At 58.4% G+C, this 22043-nt stretch carries 21 protein-coding genes; 16 read left to right on the forward strand and 5 right to left on the reverse strand.

Annotation, left to right across the window (positions count from 1 at the left end; translation table 11 throughout):
* Nucleotides 1–426 (forward strand): methyl-accepting chemotaxis protein (locus EAY64_RS19200; RefSeq protein WP_305000386.1); only part of this gene is annotated, 426 nt, incomplete at its 5' end.
* Between the two features lie 65 nt (nucleotides 427–491).
* Here EAY64_RS19200 and EAY64_RS19205 read toward each other — a convergent pair.
* Nucleotides 492–989, reverse strand: coding sequence for a hypothetical protein (locus tag EAY64_RS19205; protein ID WP_103526316.1), 498 nt, complete (start codon nucleotides 987–989; stop codon nucleotides 492–494).
* A gap of 367 nt (nucleotides 990–1356) precedes the next feature.
* On the opposite strand from EAY64_RS19205, the gene clpB reads away from it, so the two are divergent.
* From clpB to EAY64_RS19220, 3 genes are all read left to right on the forward strand, one after another.
* The gene (clpB, locus tag EAY64_RS19210) at nucleotides 1357–3936 is read left to right on the forward strand and encodes an ATP-dependent chaperone ClpB (protein WP_103526317.1); all 2580 of its coding nucleotides are present in this window, start codon (nucleotides 1357–1359) and stop codon (nucleotides 3934–3936) included.
* 132 nt (nucleotides 3937–4068) lie between these two features.
* Complete coding sequence (locus tag EAY64_RS19215) at nucleotides 4069–4572, forward strand: DUF2867 domain-containing protein (protein ID WP_103526318.1); 504 nt, start codon at nucleotides 4069–4071, stop codon at nucleotides 4570–4572.
* A gap of 32 nt (nucleotides 4573–4604) precedes the next feature.
* On the forward strand, nucleotides 4605–4976 hold the full coding sequence (locus EAY64_RS19220; RefSeq protein WP_103526319.1) for a cupin domain-containing protein: 372 nt from the start codon (nucleotides 4605–4607) through the stop codon (nucleotides 4974–4976).
* Between the two features lie 68 nt (nucleotides 4977–5044).
* Here EAY64_RS19220 and EAY64_RS19225 read toward each other — a convergent pair whose 3' ends face one another.
* Nucleotides 5045–5329: a hypothetical protein gene (locus tag EAY64_RS19225; RefSeq protein WP_059285187.1), complete on the reverse strand. Its 285-nt coding sequence runs from the start codon at nucleotides 5327–5329 to the stop codon at nucleotides 5045–5047.
* A 297-nt stretch (nucleotides 5330–5626) separates the two neighbouring features.
* Between EAY64_RS19225 and EAY64_RS19230 the strand changes: the two genes are divergently transcribed.
* Nucleotides 5627–6823, forward strand: coding sequence for an amino acid aminotransferase (locus EAY64_RS19230; RefSeq protein WP_439647220.1), 1197 nt, complete (start codon nucleotides 5627–5629; stop codon nucleotides 6821–6823).
* A gap of 81 nt (nucleotides 6824–6904) precedes the next feature.
* On the opposite strand, the gene EAY64_RS19235 is transcribed toward EAY64_RS19230, so the two are convergent.
* The 3 genes from EAY64_RS19235 to EAY64_RS19245 are packed head-to-tail and all read right to left on the reverse strand — an operon-like array spanning nucleotide 6905 to nucleotide 9942.
* Nucleotides 6905–7480 carry a hypothetical protein gene (locus EAY64_RS19235; RefSeq protein WP_103526321.1) on the reverse strand — a complete coding sequence of 192 codons (576 nt, stop codon included), beginning with the start codon at nucleotides 7478–7480 and terminating at the stop codon, nucleotides 6905–6907.
* 3 nt (nucleotides 7481–7483) lie between these two features.
* Entirely contained in the window at nucleotides 7484–8029 is a 546-nt protein-coding gene (locus EAY64_RS19240) for a C40 family peptidase (protein ID WP_103526322.1), read from the reverse strand.
* Complete coding sequence (locus EAY64_RS19245) at nucleotides 8026–9942, reverse strand: ATP-binding cassette domain-containing protein (protein ID WP_103526323.1); 1917 nt, start codon at nucleotides 9940–9942, stop codon at nucleotides 8026–8028. The genes EAY64_RS19240 and EAY64_RS19245 overlap by 4 nt, the downstream gene beginning before the upstream one ends.
* Nucleotides 9943–10051: 109 nt before the next feature.
* On the opposite strand from EAY64_RS19245, the gene EAY64_RS19250 reads away from it, so the two are divergent.
* The 11 genes from EAY64_RS19250 (at nucleotide 10052) to EAY64_RS19300 (ending at nucleotide 21925) form a co-directional block, all read left to right on the forward strand.
* Complete coding sequence (locus EAY64_RS19250; protein WP_103526324.1) at nucleotides 10052–10408, forward strand: hypothetical protein; 357 nt, start codon at nucleotides 10052–10054, stop codon at nucleotides 10406–10408.
* Nucleotides 10409–10419: 11 nt separating this feature from the next.
* Nucleotides 10420–10881, forward strand: coding sequence for a hypothetical protein (locus EAY64_RS19255; protein WP_103526325.1), 462 nt, complete (start codon nucleotides 10420–10422; stop codon nucleotides 10879–10881).
* Nucleotides 10878–12146: a bifunctional tetrahydrofolate synthase/dihydrofolate synthase gene (gene folC / locus EAY64_RS19260; RefSeq protein WP_103526326.1), complete on the forward strand. Its 1269-nt coding sequence runs from the start codon at nucleotides 10878–10880 to the stop codon at nucleotides 12144–12146. Before EAY64_RS19255 ends, folC begins: the two co-directional genes overlap by 4 nt.
* A gap of 7 nt (nucleotides 12147–12153) precedes the next feature.
* Nucleotides 12154–13092, forward strand: a complete 939-nt coding sequence (locus EAY64_RS19265; protein ID WP_103526327.1) for an SPOR domain-containing protein — start codon at nucleotides 12154–12156, stop codon at nucleotides 13090–13092.
* Between the two features lie 6 nt (nucleotides 13093–13098).
* Nucleotides 13099–13593 (forward strand): CvpA family protein, encoded by a 495-nt coding sequence (locus tag EAY64_RS19270; protein WP_059286098.1) that lies wholly within the window; start codon nucleotides 13099–13101, stop codon nucleotides 13591–13593.
* Between the two features lie 112 nt (nucleotides 13594–13705).
* On the forward strand, nucleotides 13706–15241 hold the full coding sequence (purF, locus tag EAY64_RS19275; RefSeq protein WP_103526328.1) for an amidophosphoribosyltransferase: 1536 nt from the start codon (nucleotides 13706–13708) through the stop codon (nucleotides 15239–15241).
* A 187-nt stretch (nucleotides 15242–15428) separates the two neighbouring features.
* Nucleotides 15429–16613, forward strand: coding sequence for an O-succinylhomoserine sulfhydrylase (locus tag EAY64_RS19280; protein WP_103526340.1), 1185 nt, complete (start codon nucleotides 15429–15431; stop codon nucleotides 16611–16613).
* A 205-nt stretch (nucleotides 16614–16818) separates the two neighbouring features.
* Nucleotides 16819–17460, forward strand: coding sequence for a TetR/AcrR family transcriptional regulator (locus tag EAY64_RS19285; protein WP_103526341.1), 642 nt, complete (start codon nucleotides 16819–16821; stop codon nucleotides 17458–17460).
* A gap of 27 nt (nucleotides 17461–17487) precedes the next feature.
* Nucleotides 17488–19941, forward strand: coding sequence for an acyl-CoA dehydrogenase (locus tag EAY64_RS19290; RefSeq protein ID WP_103526329.1), 2454 nt, complete (start codon nucleotides 17488–17490; stop codon nucleotides 19939–19941).
* Nucleotides 19942–20044: 103 nt separating this feature from the next.
* The gene (locus tag EAY64_RS19295) at nucleotides 20045–20425 is read left to right on the forward strand and encodes an acyl-CoA thioesterase (protein ID WP_103526330.1); all 381 of its coding nucleotides are present in this window, start codon (nucleotides 20045–20047) and stop codon (nucleotides 20423–20425) included.
* Nucleotides 20426–20596: 171 nt separating this feature from the next.
* Entirely contained in the window at nucleotides 20597–21925 is a 1329-nt protein-coding gene (locus EAY64_RS19300; RefSeq protein ID WP_103526331.1) for an OmpP1/FadL family transporter, read from the forward strand.
* The last annotated feature ends 118 nt before the right edge of the window (nucleotides 21926–22043 follow it).

Raw genomic sequence — 22043 nt, forward strand, 5'->3', positions numbered from 1 at the left:
GAAATGGGCCGTGGCTTTGCCGTGGTGGCCGATGAAGTACGCAAGCTGGCCGAACGTACCAGCGTGTCCACCCAGGAAATCAGCGGCATGATCGGCAAGATCCAGTCCGCCACTGATGATGCAGTCAAGTCGATGCGCCAGTCAGTCGTACAGGCCTCGGAAGGCGCTGCCATTACCTCCGGTGCCCGCGTGGCCATTGCCTCGATTGTGGAAGACTCGCGCCGCGCCATGGAAGTGGTACAGCGCATCAACCGCGAACTGTCGCAGCAGCGCGATATCGTGCAGCAAATGGCCGAGCGGGTGAATTCGGTGGCCAGCCAGGCAGAAAGCAGCAATGAGGCGGCCGAGCGCTCGGCCGAAACCGCCCGCCACATGGCGGGACTGGCCGACTCGCTGAAGGAAGAAGTGCGCGCCTTCCGTACCTGAGCCGGTGGCAGTGACATAAACAAGGGGATGCTAAGAGCGTCCCCTTGTTTATTGGTATGAGCGATTCAGAAGCTCCAGCGCAGGCTGAACGTGGTGACATTCACTCGCTTATGCTGGCCGACGGTGTTGGTTTTGGGTGCATAACCGATTTCCAGTGCCACGTCCTTGCTACCAACACTGATCATGGGCAGCGCCGCGACCCCCTTGATGCCTGAACCATCCAGATAACCGGCTTGTACCCCGGCCCCCAGATAGACTGGGCCTATGATTTGCCATTCTTTGCGATAGCCTACCGACACATACCAGGCCTGCTGCTCGAATGAGTCGCGGTAAGTTGCTGCCCGTGTGAACCAGCGGCCATTGTCCTCATTCCCGGCAAAAGCCCACTCCAGTCCAAGCCCTGGGTTGTTGTTATTGAACTCACAACTTTTCGCTTTCTCCCCCTTGCCCTGCTGACAGCCACTGTGGATGGACGCACCGCTGAGCAGTAGGGAAAAACTGCTGTCGGCATAGACTCCGACACTGCCTAACAGCCCAGCAAACATCATGATGAGTTTGTGCATACCTGGCTCCTTGTCTGGATTTCATCGCATGTTTGGCGTGATGAAGTGATATGGAAAGTTCACTTGGCATGGCTGGAAAAATGAAAATAAATGCCAGGAAATTTCCATAAGACTAGGTGATAGCCATCAGGAATATTCTGTTCCAAAGGCGGGTTGCATTACTTGCAGTTCCGACCTGCCAGCCGGTATTGGCCTACAGCAATAAACGTGTAGGTTCGGTGCGGATTGTTCAGATATTTATCTTGTAGTGCTCAAATCCGCCCACATATCTTGGTTAACACCGTCGCGCATTCTGATAGGACAGCACGGCGGGTCATTATTGAAAATGCAAAAGAAATCAGAGTCATATTCTTGAAGGAGCTTCTCTATGCGATTTGAAAAGCTGACCACGAAATTCCAGCAGGCCCTGGGTGAGGCGCAGAGCCTGGCGCTGGCGCAAGACCATGCCTATATCGAGCCGCAGCATTTGCTGCTGGCCATGATGGATGACAACGACAGCGGCATTGGTGGACTGTTGGCACGGGCAGGTGTCAATGCACCGGCCCTCAAGCTGGCGCTGAAGGCGGCCATCCAGCGTCTGCCCAGAGTGCAGGGTGGCAATGGTGAAATCACCGTGTCGCGTGATCTGGGTAATTTGCTCAATGTCACCGACAAGATCGCCAGCAAGCAGGGCGATGAATACATTTCCAGCGAGTCCTTCCTGTCCGCCCTGTCGCAGGACAAGGGTGAAACCGGCCGCCTGCTGAAAGAGCATGGCGGCAACCACAATGCTATCCAGGCAGCCATCCAGGCGGTGCGTGGCGGCCAGACCGTGGGCAGTCAGGACGCGGAAAGCCAGCGCGAGGCACTAAAAAAGTACACCACCGACCTGACCGAGCGCGCCCGTAACGGCAAGCTGGACCCGGTGATTGGCCGTGACGATGAAATACGCCGTGCCATTCAGGTGCTGCTGCGCCGTACCAAGAACAACCCGGTGCTGATTGGCGAACCGGGCGTGGGCAAGACTGCCATTGTCGAAGGCCTGGCGCAGCGCATCGTCAACGGCGAAGTGCCGGACAGCCTGAAAAACAAGCGCCTGCTGGTGCTGGACCTGGCCGCGCTGATTGCCGGTGCCAAATTCCGTGGCGAATTCGAAGAACGCCTGAAAGCCGTGCTGAATGACTTGTCCAAGGACGACGGCCAGACGCTGATCTTCATCGACGAAATCCACACCCTGGTGGGTGCGGGCAAGGCCGATGGCGCCATGGATGCCGGTAACATGCTCAAGCCGGCACTGGCACGTGGCGAGCTGCACTGCATCGGTGCCACCACGCTGGACGAATATCGCAAGTACATCGAGAAAGACGCTGCGCTGGAGCGCCGCTTCCAGAAGGTGCTGGTGAATGAACCGACTGTGGAAGACACCATCGCCATTCTGCGTGGCCTGCAGGAAAAGTACGAGATCCACCATGGTGTGGACATTACCGACCCGGCCATCGTGGCGGCGGCTGAGCTGTCCAACCGCTACATTACCGACCGTTTCCTGCCGGACAAGGCCATCGACCTGATCGACGAGGCAGCCAGCCGTATCAAGATGGAGCTGGACTCCAAGCCGGAAGCCATGGACAAGCTGGATCGCCGGCTGATCCAGCTGAAGATCGAGCGCGAGGCGGTCAACAAGGAAACCGACGAAGCCAGCCAGAAGCGTCTGCAGTTGATTGAAGACGAAATCCAGCGCCTGCAGCGGGAATACGCTGACATGGAAGAAATCTGGAAGGCAGAAAAAGCCGCTGCGCAGGGCAGCCAGACCATCAAGGAGGAAATCGACCGCCTCAAGGTGGACATGGAAGACCTCAAGCGCAAGGGTGACTGGCAAAAGCTGGCCGAACTGCAATACGGCAAGCTGCCGCAGCTGGAAGCACAGCTACGTGAAGCGGAAGCCGCCGATGCTGGCACGGACAACAAGCCCAACCGCTTGTTGCGTACCCAGGTGGGGGCCGAGGAAATTGCCGAAGTCATCAGCCGGGCCACCGGCATTCCGGTATCGAAAATGCTGACCGGCGAGCGCGAAAAACTGCTGCGCATGGAAGAAGTACTGCACCAGCGTGTGGTAGGGCAGGATGAAGCAGTACGCGCAGTGGCCGATGCCATCCGTCGTTCGCGTTCCGGCCTGGCCGACCCCAACAAGCCTTATGGCTCCTTCCTGTTCCTGGGGCCGACTGGTGTGGGCAAGACCGAGCTGTGCAAGACGCTGGCTGGTTTCATGTTCGACAGCGAGGATCACCTGATCCGCATCGACATGTCCGAATACATGGAGAAGCACTCGGTGGCACGGCTGATTGGTGCGCCTCCCGGCTATGTCGGCTATGAAGAAGGCGGTTATCTGACCGAGCAGGTGCGCCGCAAACCGTATAGCGTGATTCTGCTGGACGAGGTGGAAAAGGCGCATCCGGATGTGTTCAACATCCTGCTGCAGGTGCTGGATGATGGCCGGCTGACCGATGGCCAAGGCCGCACCGTGGACTTCAAGAACACCGTGGTGGTGATGACCTCGAATATGGGCAGCCAGCAGATTCAGGCCATGGCGACGGATGATTATCAGGTGATCAAGCTGGCAGTGATGGCCGAGGTCAAGTCACACTTCCGCCCCGAATTCATCAACCGTATCGACGAGGTGGTGGTGTTCCACGGGCTGGACGAGAAGAACATCAAGGCGATTGCCCGTATACAGCTCAAGGGTCTGGAAGGCCGGCTGGCCAAGCTGGAGCTGAATTTGCAAATCAGCGAAGAGGCCTTGTCCTTGTTGTCCGAGGCAGGCTTCGATCCGGTATATGGCGCACGTCCGCTCAAGCGTGCCATCCAGAACGAGCTGGAAAACCCGCTGGCCAAGAGCATTCTGGCCGGCAAGTATCCGCCCAAGGCCACCATTCTGGTGGAGGCGCGCAACGGGCAGCTGGTGTTCGCCTGATCACCGTGCAGTCAATGACAAGCCGGCCCGTGCGGCCGGTTTTTCATTGGCACTGGGCACTAGGTAGTTTCAGGAATAGAGCTACTGACCGAGGCAGCAGGATAATCAGGTTTTCATCCTGGAGCACCCTCCATGCCGGATACCCTGCCTCAGGCTGCGGATTACCCGTTTCGCGACCAGCATCAGCAGCACTGCCAGAATGCAGAGGTCGGCGCAGAGCAGCTGCTGACGGCGTTTTCTAGTGCCGCTCCCGCTTGGGCGGCCACGCTGATGGCATGGCGTAACCGCTTGGCGGCCCGCTTTGGTCTCAAGACCGGCCCCATGCAGCAAGCCGGAACGCTGTCCTTGCAGCCGGGCGGTCATATCGGCATGTTTCGCATCATGCATCTTGGACCGCAACTGGCGGTGCTGGGCGAGGATGACCGCCATCTGGATTTTCGCATTCTGCTGTCGGTCAGTCCCGAGGCTGGCGGCAGTCGCCTGCAGGTGGAAACCTGGGTAAGGCCGCATCATTGGGCTGGCTGGCTGTATCTGGCCTTGGTGATGCCAGTGCACTGGTTGCTGAGCAAGCTGATGTTGCGCACCATGGCGCAGCGGCTGGGCAAGTCTGGCCCCGATGCTTGGCTGCGGCGATAATGGCGGCTTTCATCTGCAGGAAATGAACTGTTATGGCTGCCATTACCCATTTTTCCCAAAGCGTTATGCCGGTGGCTGACCAGCCGCGTGCGGATCGTCTGCTGGCGGGCAATCCGCAACGCCATACCTGGACCCATTACGAAACCGCCGATGAGGCGCTCAGTTGCGGCATCTGGGCTTGTGAGCCCGGTGCCTGGCGCATTCACTTTGCCGCAGACAAGCACGAGTTTTTCTGCGTGATCGAGGGGCTGGTGCGCCTGCATGACGAGGCTGGCAAGGTTGTCGAAGTGCAGGCTGGCGAGGCCGCCGTGATCCCGGCCGGCTTTGTCGGCGTATTCGAGGTGGTGCAGGCGGTGCGCAAATATTTCGTGGTGTGTCAGACATCCGCAGCGCAGACAGCATGAGGTTTCGCGGTGTGACAATGAACAAGGGCGACCAGGGTCGCCCTTTTGCTTGTTGACCGCTTGGCCGCTTAGTTGCGTAGCGGGTCTTCCGCCTCATCCATGGGCTGGACCGGCGGGGGGGTAAAGCCGTTGATATCGCGCGAGGACTTTTCCAGTACCAGTACGATGGCGGTGTTCAGTGCGCCAAAAGCCCAGCTGATCAGGAAAAATACCGAGTAGGCCGATAATTTGTCGGCAAACAGGGCATTGCCATGCAGCGTGAGTTCGGCAGGGTCGAAAATCGAGAAAAATACGCTGGTGGCCAGTACGGCGATGATAAAGGACGGCCAGAACAGCAAAATGCCTTTTTTCATGAGCGCTCTCCGGTATATGCGTTTGTGCTTGGGGTAAGACTGGGCAAGCTGCCGCATGGTTCAGCCCTTGGCACGGATGCCTGCCTGCTCTTGCAGGATATGCCATTTGTCCTGCCAGTGAGTAAGCCGGTGGCAGCTTGTTGTTTTGTCGGCCTGGGTCGGCAGCAAGCGGCCAGATGGTGGTAAACTTTGTGCCGGACAAAGATTTTCATCAATCAGCCGCGGCCCGCTGCCTGTGTCAGCGCCCCGGTTGCGGCTGTTCTGCAAAGCAAATGGAGCCCCTGCATGACCTCTTCGATCTTCGCCGCGGTAGAACTGGCCCCGCGCGACCCGATTCTTGGCCTGAACGAAGCTTTCAACGCCGATACCCGTCCCTTCAAGGTGAACCTGGGTGTGGGTGTCTACAGCGACGACAATGGCAAGATTCCGCTGCTGGCTGCCGTCAAGGCTGCGGAAAAGGCCCGTGTTGATGCCATGCTGCCGCGTGGTTATCAGCCGATCGAAGGCCCGGCCGCTTACGACAGTGCCGTGCAAAACCTGCTGTTCGGTGCTGACAGCGAGCTGATCTCTGCTGGCCGTGTGGTAACCGCCCAGGCACTGGGTGGTACTGGTGCACTGAAAATCGGTGCCGATTTCCTCAAGCGTCTGAACCCGGAATCCAAGGTTTACATCAGCAACCCGTCGTGGGAAAACCACCGCGCGCTGTTCGAATCCGCCGGCTTCGAAGTAGAAAATTATCCGTACTACGACGCCGCCACCCGTGGTGTCGACTTTGCCGGCATGAAATCCTTCCTGCAAAGCCTGGCTGCTGGTTCCGTGATCGTGCTGCACGCTTGCTGCCACAACCCGACCGGTGCCGATCTGTCCGACGCCCAGTGGGCTGAAGTCGTAGAAGTGTGCCGCGCCCAGGGCCTGGTTCCCTTCCTGGACATGGCTTACCAGGGTTTTGCCGATGGTATCGATGCCGACGCCGTGGCCGTGCGCCTGTTCTCTGCTTCTGGCCTGCAGTTCTTCGTGTCCAGCTCTTTCTCCAAGAGCTTCTCGCTGTACGGCGAGCGTGTTGGCGCCCTGTCCATCGTGACCGCCAGCAAGGAAGAAACCGGCCGCGTGCTGTCGCAACTGAAGCGCGTGATCCGCACCAACTACTCCAACCCGCCTATCCATGGTGCCGCCATGGTGGCTGCCGTGCTGTCCAGCCCTGAGCTGCGCCAGCAGTGGGAAGACGAGCTGGCCGGCATGCGTGACCGCATCCGCGCCATGCGTACCGGTCTGGTTGATGCCATCAAGGCGCAGGGCGTGGAGCAGGACTTCTCCTTCGTGGCGCAGCAGCGCGGCATGTTCTCCTACACCGGCCTGACCGCCGCTCAGGTGGAAGTGCTGCGCAGCGAATTCGGCATCTATGCCGTTTCCACCGGCCGTATCTGCCTGGCCGCGCTGAACAGCAAGAACCTGCCTTACGTGGCTGAAGCCATCGCCAAGGTAGTCAAGGGCTGATTGATTTCACCCTGACGCGAAAAACCCCGCTGCGGCGGGGTTTTTTTATTGCGCCAGATGAATCAGCATGCGCTTCGTTTTTCAGTCTGCAGGTGCTGGTGAACGGCCAAGGCGGATACGCAGCAAGCCGGGGCTGGTTTCGATGGCCTTGATGGTCAGGCGCGCAGCCAGCGGTTTGCCCAGCAGCGGGTAATCCAGCCATTGTTGCAGCGCGGGCAAGCGGGTGAGGTCTATCATGGCGATATCCTGCTCCAGCGTCAGCCAGTCCAGCGGCTTGGCCAGTTGCTGCAATGCCTTGTGGCCAAACGCGCCTTCCAGCACGCCCAGTAGCAGCCCGCCCAGCAAGCGGCGAGTGGTGGAAGGCGCGATGGCCTCGCCCTGTACGTGATAACGCAAGCAGATCTGCCGGCTGTTCCAGTCTATGGGCAAAAAATCGAAATGCAGGGTCAGCCGGGCAGCCAGGGGTTGATGTGCAGTCAGATGCAGGGTGCTGTCGCGGCTGAGTAGTGACAGGCCGTCAATTTGCAGGCTGTCACCATTCAGGGTTTGCTGCAGCTTGCGTAGCAGCCAGGCCTCCTGCAGGGATACGCCATCGCGGTGCAGGATGGGGCGCTGCTGCCAGCTGTCTTGCAGCCGGCTGGCCCAGGATGTGCTCATAATTCAGGCAAACAGCGTGCGTGCGCCCTCAAAGCGGGCGGCGAAGTAGCTGTTGTCCAGCCGGTCGACGCGGATGGCGCTATTGGTGCGCGGCGCATGGACGAACTTGCTGTCGCCGATATAAATTCCCATGTGCGAGAAAGAGCGATTCATGGTGTTGAAAAACACCAGGTCGCCCACCTGCATCTGGCTATTGCTGATGGGGCGGGCCAGGCTGGCGATCTGGGCCGCATTGTGCGGCAGCTTTACGCCAACGGCGTTCTGGTAGATGTAGCTGACCATGCCGCTGCAATCCAGCCCGGCTTCCGGGTTGGCACCACCAAACTTGTAGTCCAGATCCAGCAAGCCCAGCGTGTACATGAGAATCTCCCGGCCCGCCCCGTCTGCCTTGAGCGCGGACAGCGTTTTGTCCTGTGAAGGATGGGGGCGCACCTGACTGGTTTTGCGGGGAGGTGTTCCGCAGGCGCTCAGCCACAGGGCCAGCGAACCGAGCAGGGCACCGCCAAGAAAACGGCGACGTTCGGGCGAGGTGGGCCGGTGGATACTCATTTCTGTTTTGCCTCCAGTTCTTCCCAGCGCGCCAGCTTGTCCAGCAGCAGTTCATCGATGGCCTCGATGCGCTGTTGCCAGGCAATGGCGTCCTTGGGGTGGTCGCGATAGCAATTCGGGTCCAGCAATTGCTGGTTCAGGCTGGCCTGCTCGGTTTCCAGTGCGGCGATTTCGTCCGGCAAGGCCGCCAGCTCACGACCTTCATTGTAGGAAAGCTTGCTGCGAGCAGGTTTGGCTTTGTCCTGACGCGCCTGTGTGGCGCTGGGGGCTGCGGCCGGCTTGCTGCTTTCCGCCGGTTTCATCGCGGCCATGCGGGCACGGGTGTCGATCCAGTCCTGATAGCCGCCCGGGTATTCTTCCAGCTGGCCTGCGCCTTCAAAGGCAATCACCTGGGTGACCACATTGTCGAGGAAGGCACGGTCGTGGCTGACCAGGAAAACGGTGCCGGAGTATTGGGCGATCACATCTTCCAGGAGTTCCAACGTATCGATATCCAGATCGTTGGTCGGTTCATCCAGCACCAGTACATTGGCCGGACGGGTAAACAGCCGGGCCAGCAGCAGGCGGTTGCGTTCGCCACCAGACAGCGAGCGGACCGGGCTGCGCGCACGCTGTGGCGAGAACAGGAAGTCTTCCAGATAGCTCATCACATGCTTCTTGACGCCGCCGATCTCGACGAAGTCGTTACCCTGGCTGATGATGTCGGCCACGCTGGTGTCTTCATCCAGCTGCTCGCGGAACTGGTCGAAGTAGGCGATATCCAGCTTGCTGCCTTGCTTGATGCTGCCGCTGTCAGCCTCCAGCTGGCCGAGGATCAGCTTGAGCAAGGTGGTTTTGCCGGCACCATTGGGGCCGATCAGGCCGATTTTGTCGCCACGCAGGATGCGGGTGGTGAAATTTTTGATCAGCGTGCGCCCTTCAAAGCCCTTGCTCACGCCTTCCAGTTCGGCCACCAGCTTGCCGGAGCGTTCGCCCGGGTCCAGCTGGAAATTGACCTGGCCTACGCGCTCGCGGCGGGAGCTACGCTCACGGCGGATGGCCTCCAGCCGGCGTACCCGGCCTTCATTACGGGTGCGGCGCGCCTCGATGCCCTTGCGGATCCACACCTCTTCCTGGGCGTGGAATTTGTCGAAGATGCGGTTCTGTTCTTCTTCGATGGCAATTTCTTCGGTCTTGCGTACTTGATAAGCAGTGAAGCTGCCCGGGTAGCTGCGCAGAATGCCACGGTCCAGTTCGATGATGCGGGTGGCTACGTTATCCAGAAAGCGCCGGTCGTGGGTGATCAGCAATACGCTGCCGGCAAAGTTCTTGATCAGGCCTTCCAGCCATTCGATGGCGGAAACGTCCAGGTGGTTGGTTGGTTCGTCCAGCAGCAGCACTTCCGGTTTGGCTGCCAGTGCGCGGGCCAGCGCCACCCGTTTTTTCCAGCCGCCGGACAACTCGCTGATCAGCGTGTCCGGGTTCAGGTTCAGGTGGGACAGGGTGGTGGCAATAAGGGCGTCGAACTGCCAGCCGTCGCGGGCTTCCAGCTCATGCTGCAGGGTTTCCAGGCGTGCCAGCGCGGCGGTATGGTCGGCATCGGCCAGAGTCAGTTGCTGGGTGATGTGATGATATTCGCCCAGTAGCGCCTTGAGATCGCCCAATCCTTCGGCAACCGCTTCGAATACGGTTTGTTCCGGATTGAATTCCGGTTCTTGCGCCACGTAGGCCACGCGCACATCGCCCTTGATGTTGATGCGCCCGTCGTCCAGGGTAATGGCACCGGCAATGCCCTTGAGCAGCGACGACTTGCCCGCGCCGTTGCGGCCGATCAGGCCGACCACTTCGCCAGGCTCCAGTGCAAAATCCACATTATCCAGCAGGGCGTGGTGGCCAAAAGCCAGGCAGGCCTTTTCAACAGAAATCAATGACATTGAGGCATCTTGTAATCGGGTGACAATGGCCGCAATTGTAGCATGCGGCGTGCTGGCCCTTGCCGACTTGGGTTACAATGCGCGCCAACTCGGAATGGAAAGGATTGCCATGTATTTTGTTGACCGCTCGGTGGCTGTGATCAAGCCCAAGCAAGCGTTTCTGGACTGGCTGAATGCCGTGCCCGGCAACGATATGGTGGATTTGACTCTGGACAGCCTGCGCAGCGACTGCACGGTGATCCTGCTGCCGGAATTCAACGAGCCGGAAGAGGCGGTAGCCCATATTGACGAGCAGTACGAGCAGCTGTTCAAGATTGAAGTGGCTTCGTGGTATGACGACGAAGACCTGTGGCCCAAGGATATGTCGCTGAAGGCCTTCTGGGAGTGGTTTGACGTGGAGATCCACTCCACCGTGCTGGATACCGTCGACGCCGACATCAGCAATACCCCGACCAGCGAGCTGTAAGCGCGCCGGCCATGCGCGCGCGCCAGTTGCTGCCACCCTTTGCCCTGAGCATTCGCCCGTCGCGCTACTGGCTGGGCTTGTTGTCCGGCCTGTTGTTGCTGTCTGCGGTGCTGGTGTTGGGGTATGTCGAGAATTTGTGGTGGCTGCTGCCCTTGCAGTGGGTACTTGGCTGGCTGGCCTTGCGCGCCAATGGCTGGTGGCGAAGCAGTCCCTTGCAAGCTATCGCGGTGGATGGACTGGGGCGTATGCACTGGCACTATGCCGGTCGCTCGCTTGAAGTATTACCCGGAGACGACTGTTTCATCTCGCCGTTTCTCATTATTGTCAAAGTGATGGCCGCAGGCCGTCGTTACAGCTACCTGTTGTTGCCGGATAGTGCTGAAGCTCAAGCATTGCGGCAGTTACGGGTTTATCTGCTGTGGTTTCATGCAGGCGCGGAGACTGACCCGTCTGCTGTCGTAGAGCATCCATGACGCAAAAAACAACTCTGAACGAATGGCTGGGCTGGCTCGAGGGCCTGCATGCCAGCGCCATCGACATGGGGCTGGAGCGGGTACGCCAGGTGTGGGATGCCATGCAACTCAAGCCGGCCTTTCCCGTCATCATGGTGGCAGGCACCAATGGCAAGGGTTCGGTCTGTGCCATGCTCTCCACCATGTACCAGCGCGCCGGTTTCAAGGTGGGCTGTTACACCTCACCGCACATCCACCGCTACAACGAGCGCGTGGCGATCGATCTGCAGCCGGTGAGTGACGAGCGCATCATGCAAAGCTTCGCTGCCATCGATGCCGCCCGTGGTGATACCTCGCTGACCTATTTCGAATTCGGCACGCTGGGCGCCATGCACAGCTTCATCGAAGAAAAGGTCGATGTGGCCATCATGGAGGTCGGTCTGGGCGGGCGGCTGGATGCGGTCAATATCTTTGAACCGGATGTGTCGGTGGTGGTCAGTGTGGATATTGATCACGCGGCCATTCTGGGAGACAACCGCGAAGACATCGGCTATGAAAAAGCCGGTATCTATCGCCCAGGCAAGCCGGCCATCTGTGCGGATCCACAGCCGCCGCAGCGCTTGCTGGAGCATGCTGCTGCCATCGGTGCCGATCTCAAGTTGGTCGGGCGGGATTACAGTTACCAGCGCATGGAGAACCAGTGGTCTTTCCAGATGGGTACTTCACGGCGACATGCCTTGCCGATGCCGGCCCTGCGCGGCGGCTATCAGCTGGGTAATGCCGCGGCGGCGCTGGCGGTGCTCGACTGCCTGCATGCGCGCCTGCCGGTAGGAATCGGTGCGCTCAAGCAAGGTTTGGTCGAGGTGGACTGGCCGGGGCGTTTCCAGGTATTGCCAGGCCGTCCGCTGGTGGTGCTGGATGTCGGCCACAATCCGCATGCGGTCAAGGCCATGGTGGCCAGCCTGCGCCAGCTGCCGTTTGTCGAAAACCGCTATGCAGTGTTTTCCATGCTGGCCGACAAGGATCTGTCGGCTGTGGCAGAACTGGCGCGTGGCGAATTTGACGGCTGGTTCGTTGCCGGGCTGGATATGCCGCGCGGGCAGAGTGGGGCGGATATTGCCGCACGCCTGCAAGCACTGGGTATTGGCAAGGTGCAGGCTTTTGTCGATGTGGCCTCGGCCTGGCAAGCTGCCTTATCGGCAGCGGGTGAGAATGATAGAATTACCGTTTTCGGCTCTTTCCACACCGTGGCCGAGGTGATGGAAGCCCGTCAGCAACGAATTTGAGGATTGCATGGCTCTGTCTGCTCACGATGAACTGATTCTGTTGCGCAAGCGCGCCAGGCGTCGCCTGGTGGGGGCGGTTGTGCTGGTCACGGTTTCCACCGGTGTACTGTGGAATGTCGTTGGCCACCTGCCCGAGCAGCAAATGCGCCCCGAGTCGGTGGAGATCGCCAGCGAGGCCTCCGGCACACCGGCTGAGGCAGCCCTGCCGCCGGCAGAAACCATAGTGGGCGCCAGCTCGGCACCGCTGGCCAGCAAGGTGCAGGCCTCGGCCGCCCATCTGGCGGCAGCTTCTGCTCCGGCGGCTAAGCCAGCCGGTACCCAGTTGCCGGCAGATCTGGCTTCGGTCGAGCCCGACAGGCCTGCCGCTGCCGCCAGTCATGCCGCACCGGCAGTGGCGGCAGTCGCTGCTGTCGGCGCCGTGGCCGCAGTACAAGCCAGCAAGCCCAAGCCGGCTGAAACAGCCAGCCAGCCGACTGTACATGAGCCGGTGAAGAAAAAGTCTGCCAGCAAACCGGCGGAAGCCAAGCCGCTGGTGGCGCATGCGGAAAAACCGCCCAAGGCTGACAGCAAACCACTGAGCAAGCCGGAGCAGCCCAAGCGCAAGCAGGCTGATCCGGCCGCAATTCTGGCTGGGCACTTCGACGAAGAACCGGCACCCAGCAGTGCGGCCACAAAGAAAAGTGAGTCCAGGGCGGAAAAAGTGGATAATGTCGCCGGTGGCAAGGCGGTGATCCAGCTGGCAGCCTTGTCTGACCCGGCCAAGGCCGACGCGCTCAAGAGCAAATTGTCCGGTTTGGGCGTATCTGCTCACTTTAGCAAGGTGCAGACCAGCAAAGGTGAAGTGACCCGGGTGCGAGTGGGGCCGTTTGCCTCGCGTGCTGAAGCGGAGGCCGCATTGCACAAGCTGTCGCAGGCCGGCGTATCCGGCATCATCGTCAACAAGTAAGCGCCGATGACCGTCTTCGACTACATTGTGATAGCCATCGTGCTGGGTTCGGTGCTGGTGGCGCTGGTACGCGGCCTGGTGGCCGAAGTGCTGTCGCTGGGTTCCTGGCTGCTGGCTTTCTGGTGCGCCAAGGAGTTGTCGCCCTTGCTGGCAACTTTCATGCCGAACGAGCTGCCCAGCCAGGGCTTGCGTCTGGTGGCCTCGTTTGTGCTGCTGTTTTTCCTGTCGTGGTTGGCCACGGCTTTATTGCGCATCACCCTGACCAGTTTGCTGGACTCGACCGGCCTGGGTGGTCTGAATCGATTGATGGGTGCCGTGTTCGGTCTGGCTCGCGGGCTGGTGCTGGTCACGGTGCTGGTGCTGGTGGGCGGTCTGAGTGATCTGCCGCGCCAGCCTATGTGGAGGAATGCGGTATTGGCCGCTCCATTTGAATCATTGGCCTTGTCATTAAGGCCCTGGCTGCCGGCAATGCTGGCAGACAACCTGCATTACACGGGATAGTGTGATGAAACAGGCGGAATATCTTGATATCTTCACTTCAAGATTTCCGCCTTTTTCTTTGGCTGTATGTTTTGTCTGAAAATCCAGGTAGTTGGGAAGAGAGAGTAGAGCAATGTGTGGAATCCTAGGCGTGGTAGGGCAGTCTCCCGTCAACCAGTTGTTGTATGACGGACTGCAAGTGCTGCAGCACCGTGGACAGGATGCGGCGGGTATTGTCACTTCCAGTGGCAAGACCTTTCACATGCACAAGGGCAGCGGCATGGTGCGCGACGTGTTCCGCACCCGCAATATGCGTTCGCTGATGGGCAATGCCGGTATCGCTCATGTGCGTTACCCCACGGCAGGCTCTGCTTCCAGTCTGGCGGAAGCCCAGCCTTTCTATGTCAACTCGCCGTTTGGCATCGTGCTGGCGCATAACGGCAACCTGACCAATACCGAAGAGTTGAAGGCGGACATGTTCCGTCACGACCTGCGCCATATCAACACCAACTCCGACTCCGAAGTCCTGCTCAACGTGTTTGCCCACGAGCTGGCGGCGCGCGTGGAAGGTTTCGAGCTGAGCGTGGAGGCCATCTTTGGTGCCATCGAGGCCGTACACCGTCGTGTACGTGGCGCCTACGCCGTCGTGGCGCTGATCGCCGGTTATGGCCTGGTGGCTTTCCGCGATCCTAACGGCATCCGCCCGCTGGTGATTGGTAGCACACATGTTACGGGCAAGGCCGAATACATGTTTGCATCTGAATCCGTGGCGCTGGATTGTTCCGGCTTCAGCATCTTGCGTGATGTCGAGCCGGGTGAAGGGGTATTCGTCAGCTTCGATGGCGATTTCCACGCCCGCCCGTGCGCCAAGGAAGTGCGCCATGCGCCCTGCCTGTTCGAATATGTTTACTTTGCCCGCCCGGATTCGGTGATCGACGGCGCTTCGGTTTATCAGGCGCGGATCGTGATGGGCGAGAAGCTGGGCGAGAAGATCCGCCGCGTGCTGCCGCAGCTGGATATCGATGTGGTGATGCCGATTCCGGATACCAGCCGCCCCAGTGCGCTGGCACTTGCCAATAGCCTGGGTCTGCCGTACCGCGAAGGCTTCATCAAGAATCGCTACATTGGCCGCACCTTCATCATGCCGGGCCAGGCAGTGCGCAAGAAGTCGGTACGTCAAAAGCTCAACCCGGTCGCTTGCGAATTCAAGGACCGTAATGTGCTGCTGGTGGATGACTCCATCGTGCGTGGCACCACCTCCAAGGAAATCGTGCAGATGGCACGCGATGCCGGTGCGCGCAAGGTGTACTTCGCCTCGGCAGCCCCGGCTGTGCGTTTCCCCAATGTCTATGGTATCGACATGCCCACCCGTGCCGAACTGCTGGCTACCGGGCGTACCGAACAGGAAATCGCCGAAGAAATCGGTGCCGATGCCGTGATCTACCAGGATCTGGCAGCCCTGCAAGAAGCAGTGCACTCGGTTAATCCCGCGCTGCATGAGTTTGAAACTTCCTGCTTTGACGGCCAGTACATCACCGGCGACATTACTGCAGCCTATCTGGATGCCATCGAGTGTGCGCGTGGCGATGGCGGCAAAAAGGATGAAAATCCGGTCAGCACCCAGATGATCGATTTGAACCTGAATGTGGCAGAACAAAACCTGATGTAAATCAGGCTTAGTAAAAAACCGGCTGCGGCCGGTTTTTTCTTTGTGGCTGCCGTACATAGCGCTGGCAGCTGACATCCATATGCCGCAATTTCATTTAAATAATGCCGGGTGATCAGGCAATATAGGCAGCACAAGGCGGTGGCTGGTCATGGTGACCCGCAGCCGACAACAAGACCCGAGAATCATCATGTCAGTTGAAAATACCCCGGAGCAATATCACGCCGAGACGCTGGCGATCCGTGGCGGTCGTGAAAGCAGCGACTATCGCGAGCACAGCCAGGCGCTGCACCTTACCTCCAGCTTTTGCTATGAATCGGCCGAGCAGGCTGCCGCCATGTTCATGGGCGAAATCGAAGGCTATACCTATTCCCGCTTCACCAATCCCACGGTGACTGCCTTTCAGCAGCGTCTGGCGCTGATGGAGGGTGGCGAGCGCGCCATTGCCACCGCCACCGGCATGGCAGCCATCCAGGCCATCATGATGAGCCTGCTGAAGGCGGGCGATCATATCGTTTCCTCGCAAAGCCTGTTTGGTTCCACTACCAATCTGTTTGCCGGTTTGCTGGCGAAGTTCGGCGTGGAAACCACCTTTGTCAATGCGACCGATCTGGCGGCCTGGGAGGCTGCGGTCAAGCCGAACAGCAAGCTGTTTTTTCTGGAAACACCCTCTAATCCGCTGACCGAAATTGCCGATATTGCAGCGGTGGCCGCCATTGCTCACCGCCATGATGCCTTGCTGGTGGTGGATAACAGTTTCTGTTCCCCGGCGCTGCAGCAGCCGCTCAAGCTGGGGGCTGATCTGGTCATGCATTCGGCCACCAAGTATCTGGATGGTCATGGCCGGGTGATGGGTGGGGCGGTGGTGGGTAGTCATGCGCTGGTCGAGCAGGTCTATCTGCATGTGCGTACCGCAGGCCCGACCCTGGCACCGTTCAATGCCTGGGTATTGCTGTCCGGTCTGGAAACGCTGTCGCTGCGCATGGAAAAGCATAGTGCCAACGCGCTACAGTTGGCGCAGTGGCTGGAAGCGCACCCGGCGGTGGAGCGTGTGTATTATCCCGGGCTGGCCAGTCATCCCCAGCATGAGCTGGCTGCCCGTCAGCAGCAGGGTGGCGGGGCCGTGGTGTCTTTCGTGGTAAAAGGAGGACGTGCCGGCGCCTGGAAGCTGGTGGATGGCGTGCAACTGATCTCGCGCACTGCCAACCTGGGCGATGTAAAGAGTACAATTACCCACCCGGCATCGACCACCCATGCGCGCGTCGCGCCGGAGGTCAGGCTGAAAGCCGGTATCGAGGAAGGGTTGATCCGCGTTGCGGTCGGGCTGGAGAACGTTGCCGATCTGCAGGCCGATCTGGCACGTGGGCTTGACTAAACATTAATACCTGCGTTTCATTCAAACGAACGGCAGTCTAGACTTAGACTGCCGTTTTCGCGATGGTAGCAAGGAAATCCGTCATGGAATGGCAGATGATTTTCTTGACACTGATCAAATTAAAACGTAAGTTTGAAACGCTTGTTCGAAAGCTGAGATGGACAAGACCAAATACCCTGCAAGTACAAAAAAGGCACAAGAGAACATGGAAGCCAGCCGCCCGGATACGGCAACAAGAATTCTTGACGTTTCCGAGCGCTTGTTCGTGGAGCACGGTTTCGAGGCTACCTCGCTTCGCATGATTACTCAGCAGGCCGAAGTCAACCTGGCCGCAGTGAATTATCACTTCGGCTCAAAGGATGCACTGTTTGAAGCCGTGTTCATGCGCAGGCTGGCGCCCTTGATTGCGTCCTGCCTCGCGGAGCTGGATGAGCTGGAGACAAGAGAAGAGAAGCTGTCAGTGGAAAGCCTGGTCACGACGTTCATCCGTCCGTGTCTGGCGCTGTCCAAGGATCCTGCGAGGGGCGGGGCCCTGTTTGTCAGACTTCTGTCGCGTACGCTGGTGGAAAACCACCGCCTGCTGCGCGAAACCATCTCACAGCAATACAGTGTGTTCGTGCAACGCTACTCGCGCGCTTTTCATCATGCGCTGCCCGAGCTTGGTGTTGAGGAGTTGGCCTGGCGGATGCACTTTGCATTCAGTGTCATGTTCAACGCCTTTGCCGGAAACGATGTGCTGAAGATATTCACCCGCAGCCAGATTGTTTCCGCGAGGGATCCTGACATGATTGTGAAGTATCTTGTGCCGTTTGTGGTTGCCGGGTTGGTCTCGCCTGTCGAAGGTTAAGCAGGGTCAACACGAGGGTAAATCACAATGTTAGCTGCTGTTCTTCTCATCGCACTGATTGGTGCGTTGGCGTATTATCGCGCGCCGGTGCTGGCGTGGACTGTAGTGCTGGCGGGCTGGCTCGCTGTGCTGCAGTTTGCGTTTGGCTGCCCGGTTTCCGTTGTTGTCTGGAGTGTTGCCGCCATCGTGGCGGCGGTATTGAATATCGTGCCTTTGCGCCGTGCCGTGTTTACCGGTCCGGTTTTTGGCATTTTCAAAAAAATCACTCCGGCGATGTCGCAGACCGAGCAAGAGGCGATCAATGCCGGCACGGTATGGTGGGATCGGGATCTGTTTTCCGGCAAGCCGGATTATCAGCGCCTGCTGTCCTTTCCTGATGCCAAGCTGAATGCAGAAGAACAGGCTTTCCTGGATGGCCCCACCGAGCAACTGTGCTCGATGATTGATGACTGGAAGATCACCCATGAATTGAAGGATCTGCCGCCCGAAGTGTGGCAGTTCATCAAGGATAATGGCTTCCTGGGCATGATCGTCAAAAAGAAATATGGCGGTCTGGAGTTTTCCAATTATGCCCACGCCAAGGTGGTGACCAAGATCGCCACCCGTGGTGGTACGGCAGCAGTATCGGTGATGGTGCCTAACTCGCTCGGCCCGGGCGAGTTGCTGCAGCACTACGGCACTGAAGCACAAAAAGACTACTACTTGCCGCGCCTGGCCAAGGGTGTTGAAGTGCCATGCTTTGCCCTGACCAGCCCGTATGCGGGTTCCGATGCCGGCAGCATTCCGGATTACGGCATTGTGTGCCGGGGTAGCTATACCGATCCGCGTAGCGGCGAGCGCCATGAAAACGTGCTGGGCCTGCGCGTCAGCTGGGAAAAGCGCTGGATCACCCTGGCGCCGGTGGCCACCATCCTGGGGCTGGCATTCAAAATGTACGACCCGGACCACCTGCTGGGTGACAAAGAAGAAATCGGCATCACCTGCGCACTGGTGCCCACCGAGCATGAGGGCGTATGCATCGGCCGTCGTCACTTCCCTGGCGGTGCCGCATTCATGAACGGCCCCACCTGGGGCAAGGATGTGTTCATTCCGCTGGAGTGGATCATCGGCGGTCGCGAGTTTGCCGGTCAGGGCTGGCGCATGCTGGTGGAGTGCTTGTCGGTTGGTCGCTGCATTTCCCTGCCGGCCATGTCGGTGGCATGCGGCAAGGTTACCACTTTCACTACCGGTGCCTATGCCCGCATCCGCGACCAGTTCGGCCTGCCCATCGGCAAGTTTGAAGGTGTGGACGAGGCGATGGCCCGCATCGCTGGCTACACCTACCAGATGGAGGCCTCGCAAGATCTGGCGCTGACCGGTCTGGACATGGGTGAAAAGCCATCCGTGCTGTCCGCGGTGCTGAAGTATCACAACACCGAGCGCATGCGTAAAACCATCAACGACGCAATGGACATCCATGGTGGCAAGGCGGTGGTGCTTGGCCCGCGCAATTATCTGGCTCGCGCCTATCAGTCCATTCCCATCGGTATTACCGTGGAAGGTGCCAATATCCTGACGCGTTCCATGATTATTTATGGTCAGGGTGCCATTCGCTGCCATCCCTTTGTGCTGCGTGAAATGAAGGCTGCGATGGCCAATGATGGCGCCGGGTTTGATCGTGCCATTACCGGTCACATCAACTTCGTCATTAGCAATATTTTCCGTTCATTGTGGCTGGGCCTGACCGGGGCACGCTTTGCTGGTGCGCCTCGTGGTGGCGAAACCGCACGCTATTACAAGCAGATCACCCGCTTCTCCAGCGCGTTTGCCCTGCTGTCTGACATGGCCATGTTCAGTCTGGGTGGCTCGCTGAAATTCCGCGAGAAGTTGTCGGCCCGTCTGGGTGACATGCTGTCCAATCTGTATATCGCTACCGCCTGCCTCAAGCGTTTTGAGCGCGAAGGCGCGCAGAAGGAAGATCTGGCCGTACTGCGCTGGGCAGTTGAAAACGCGCTGTTCGACTTGCAGGCGGCCATGGATGGCTTTCTTGCCAACCTGCCGAGCCGTGGTCTGGCCGTGGTACTACGCAAGATCATCTTCCCGTGGGGTCTGACCCTGAAGCCTGCATCCGACCGCATTGGCACCAAGGTGGCCCGCGCCATGATGGAACCGGGCGGTATGCGTGAGCGACTCACGCGTGGCATGTATGTGCCGCCTTCCGAAGAGGATGCGGTGGGTGTTCTGCAGCATGCGCTGACGGCGATTCTGGCTACTGAGCCGGTTGAGCAGAAGCTGCGCAAGCTGGCGCGCGATGGCAAGTTCCAGGCCATTACTGCCAAAGAGCGTCTGGAAGAGGCCTTGCGTGCCGGTCTGGTGACGCAAGCCGAATTCGATGCGGTAGCGCGTGCGCGTAAGCTGAAACGTGATGTCATCATGGTGGATGATTTCGACATGGCACTGGAACGCCATGACGATACGCTACTGCAGCGTCACATTTTCTGAAGCAATTCTCTACACTGAATGAAGTGCCGGATGGAAGCATCCGGCCGTTCAGTAAAGAAGCTGCCTGGCGGCTTCTTTGCTGAGCGATCACCAGGAGCGCCACATGGATAGCAATGCACAGCGTTTTCCCACTTTGCGGGTGCGTGCCCTGCCGACGGCTACCAATGCCTACGGTAAGGTGCAGGCCGGCTGGCTGATGGGGCAGATCGATCTGGCGGGCAGCCTGGATGCCGAGCGTCTGGCGCGAGGCCCGGTGGCCACGGTGGCGGTGAATGCTTTCCAGTTTACCCACCCCATTTTATTGGGGGATGTGGTCAATCTATACGTAGAAAGGCTGCGCGTGGGGCAGAAGTCGGTCACGCTGAAGATTGCAGTGGAGGCGGAAAGGCTGGATGGCGAACTGGTGTTCGTGACTGAGGTGATTGCAACATTTGTGGCTGTGGATATGGATGGTAAATCGCGTAATTTGGCCGAAGTTTCTTGATTTTGGTGCTTTTTGTTGCTTGTTTGTTATGTGAAACGATCGTTTGGAACAAACGCTCTTATTTTAGTGGACATGCTCTAATTCTCTGGTAGTATCCAAAATGATCCGTAGCAATACGGACATAAAAAGCGACTAGGACTACATACAGATATATTCGCAGAGAGGGATAACATGAAACTCAAGCACCTCAGCCAATCCGTGATGCTCATGGGAGTTGCCGTCGGGGCGTTCTCTTCCACAGCACTGGCTTCCGGTTACCACTTCGGCTCGCAAAGCGTTTCCGCTCAAGGCACGGCATTTGCCAACGGCGCAGAAGCTGCTGATGCATCGACCATTTTTTATAACCCGGCTGGCATGTCGCGTCTGACCGGCGACAATTTCTCGGGTGGCCTCACCCTGGTTGTGCCTGATTCCAGCTATACCGACAAAGGTTCCAAGACCAATGAAAGTGCATCAACCGGTGGTGGAAGTACCAGCGGTTATGCGCCGGATTATGTGGTTGCCCCATCGTTTTATGCCACCCATCAGATCAATGATAAATGGACGGCTGGTCTGGGCGTATTCGTACCGTTTGGTGCTGAGCTGAATTACGGTCAAACTTGGGCGGGCCGCTATTCGCTGGAAAGCATCAAGCTGGAAACGTTGAATTTCAATCCCTCGGTATCTTACAAGCTGGATGATCACCACGCCTTTGGTTTTGGTGTTTCAGCGCAATACATGAAAGCTTATCTGAGCAAGGCTGTTGACTTGTCAGTTGTTGGTGGTAGCGATGGTCAAGCTTCATTAAGTGCTGACGGTTGGGGCTTCGGTTTTAATCTGGGTTATATGTACCAACTGGATGACGCTACACGCTTTGGCGTTGCGTACCGTTCTAATATCCGTCAGAAGCTTGATGGACAGGCGTATTGGGATTTGAGAGGGGCCGGTTCATTTGTGTCCATCATCCAAAACAACTTCCATCACGTAAATTCTGATGGCACCGTAACCGTGGATACCCCGGAGTCCATTTCGGTCAATGGCTTTCACAAGCTGAATGACAAAGTCGACCTGATGACCGACCTGACCTGGACGCGTCATTCGCGCATGGATCAGATTGATATCAAGTTCAGTCAGCCGGGTGAGGGCGATCTGGTGATCAAGCAAGGCTGGCGCGATACATTCAAGTTGTCGCTGGGCGCCAATTACCATTACAGCGATAACCTGTTGCTGCGTACCGGTGTGGCTTGGGATCAGTCGCCGGTCAAGAATGCCGACGAGACCCATCCTGCCTTGCCGGATAGCGACCGTTACTGGTTGTCTTTTGGTGCCAATTACAAACTCAGCAAACAGTCGTCGATTGATTTTGCCTATTCTTATGTGTTCTTCAAGAATGCCAATATCAATTACACCGATGGTTGCTCGCCGACATCAACTACCTGCACCGGTAATGGTGAAACCACTACGGGTAGCTACAAGACCAATCTGCAATTCCTTGGTCTGCAGTACAACTACAGCTTCTAAACAGATAATCAAGGTTTAGAGGCGTGGCAGGTTGATGACGGTGCAAGCCGTCATCAACCGACAGCAAGGCAGGCATGAGGGGCCTGCCCCATGATTGATGAGTTTCAACATAACGAGG

The organism is Aquitalea palustris (assembly GCF_003693445.1).
Taxonomy (GTDB): domain Bacteria; phylum Pseudomonadota; class Gammaproteobacteria; order Burkholderiales; family Chromobacteriaceae; genus Aquitalea; species Aquitalea palustris.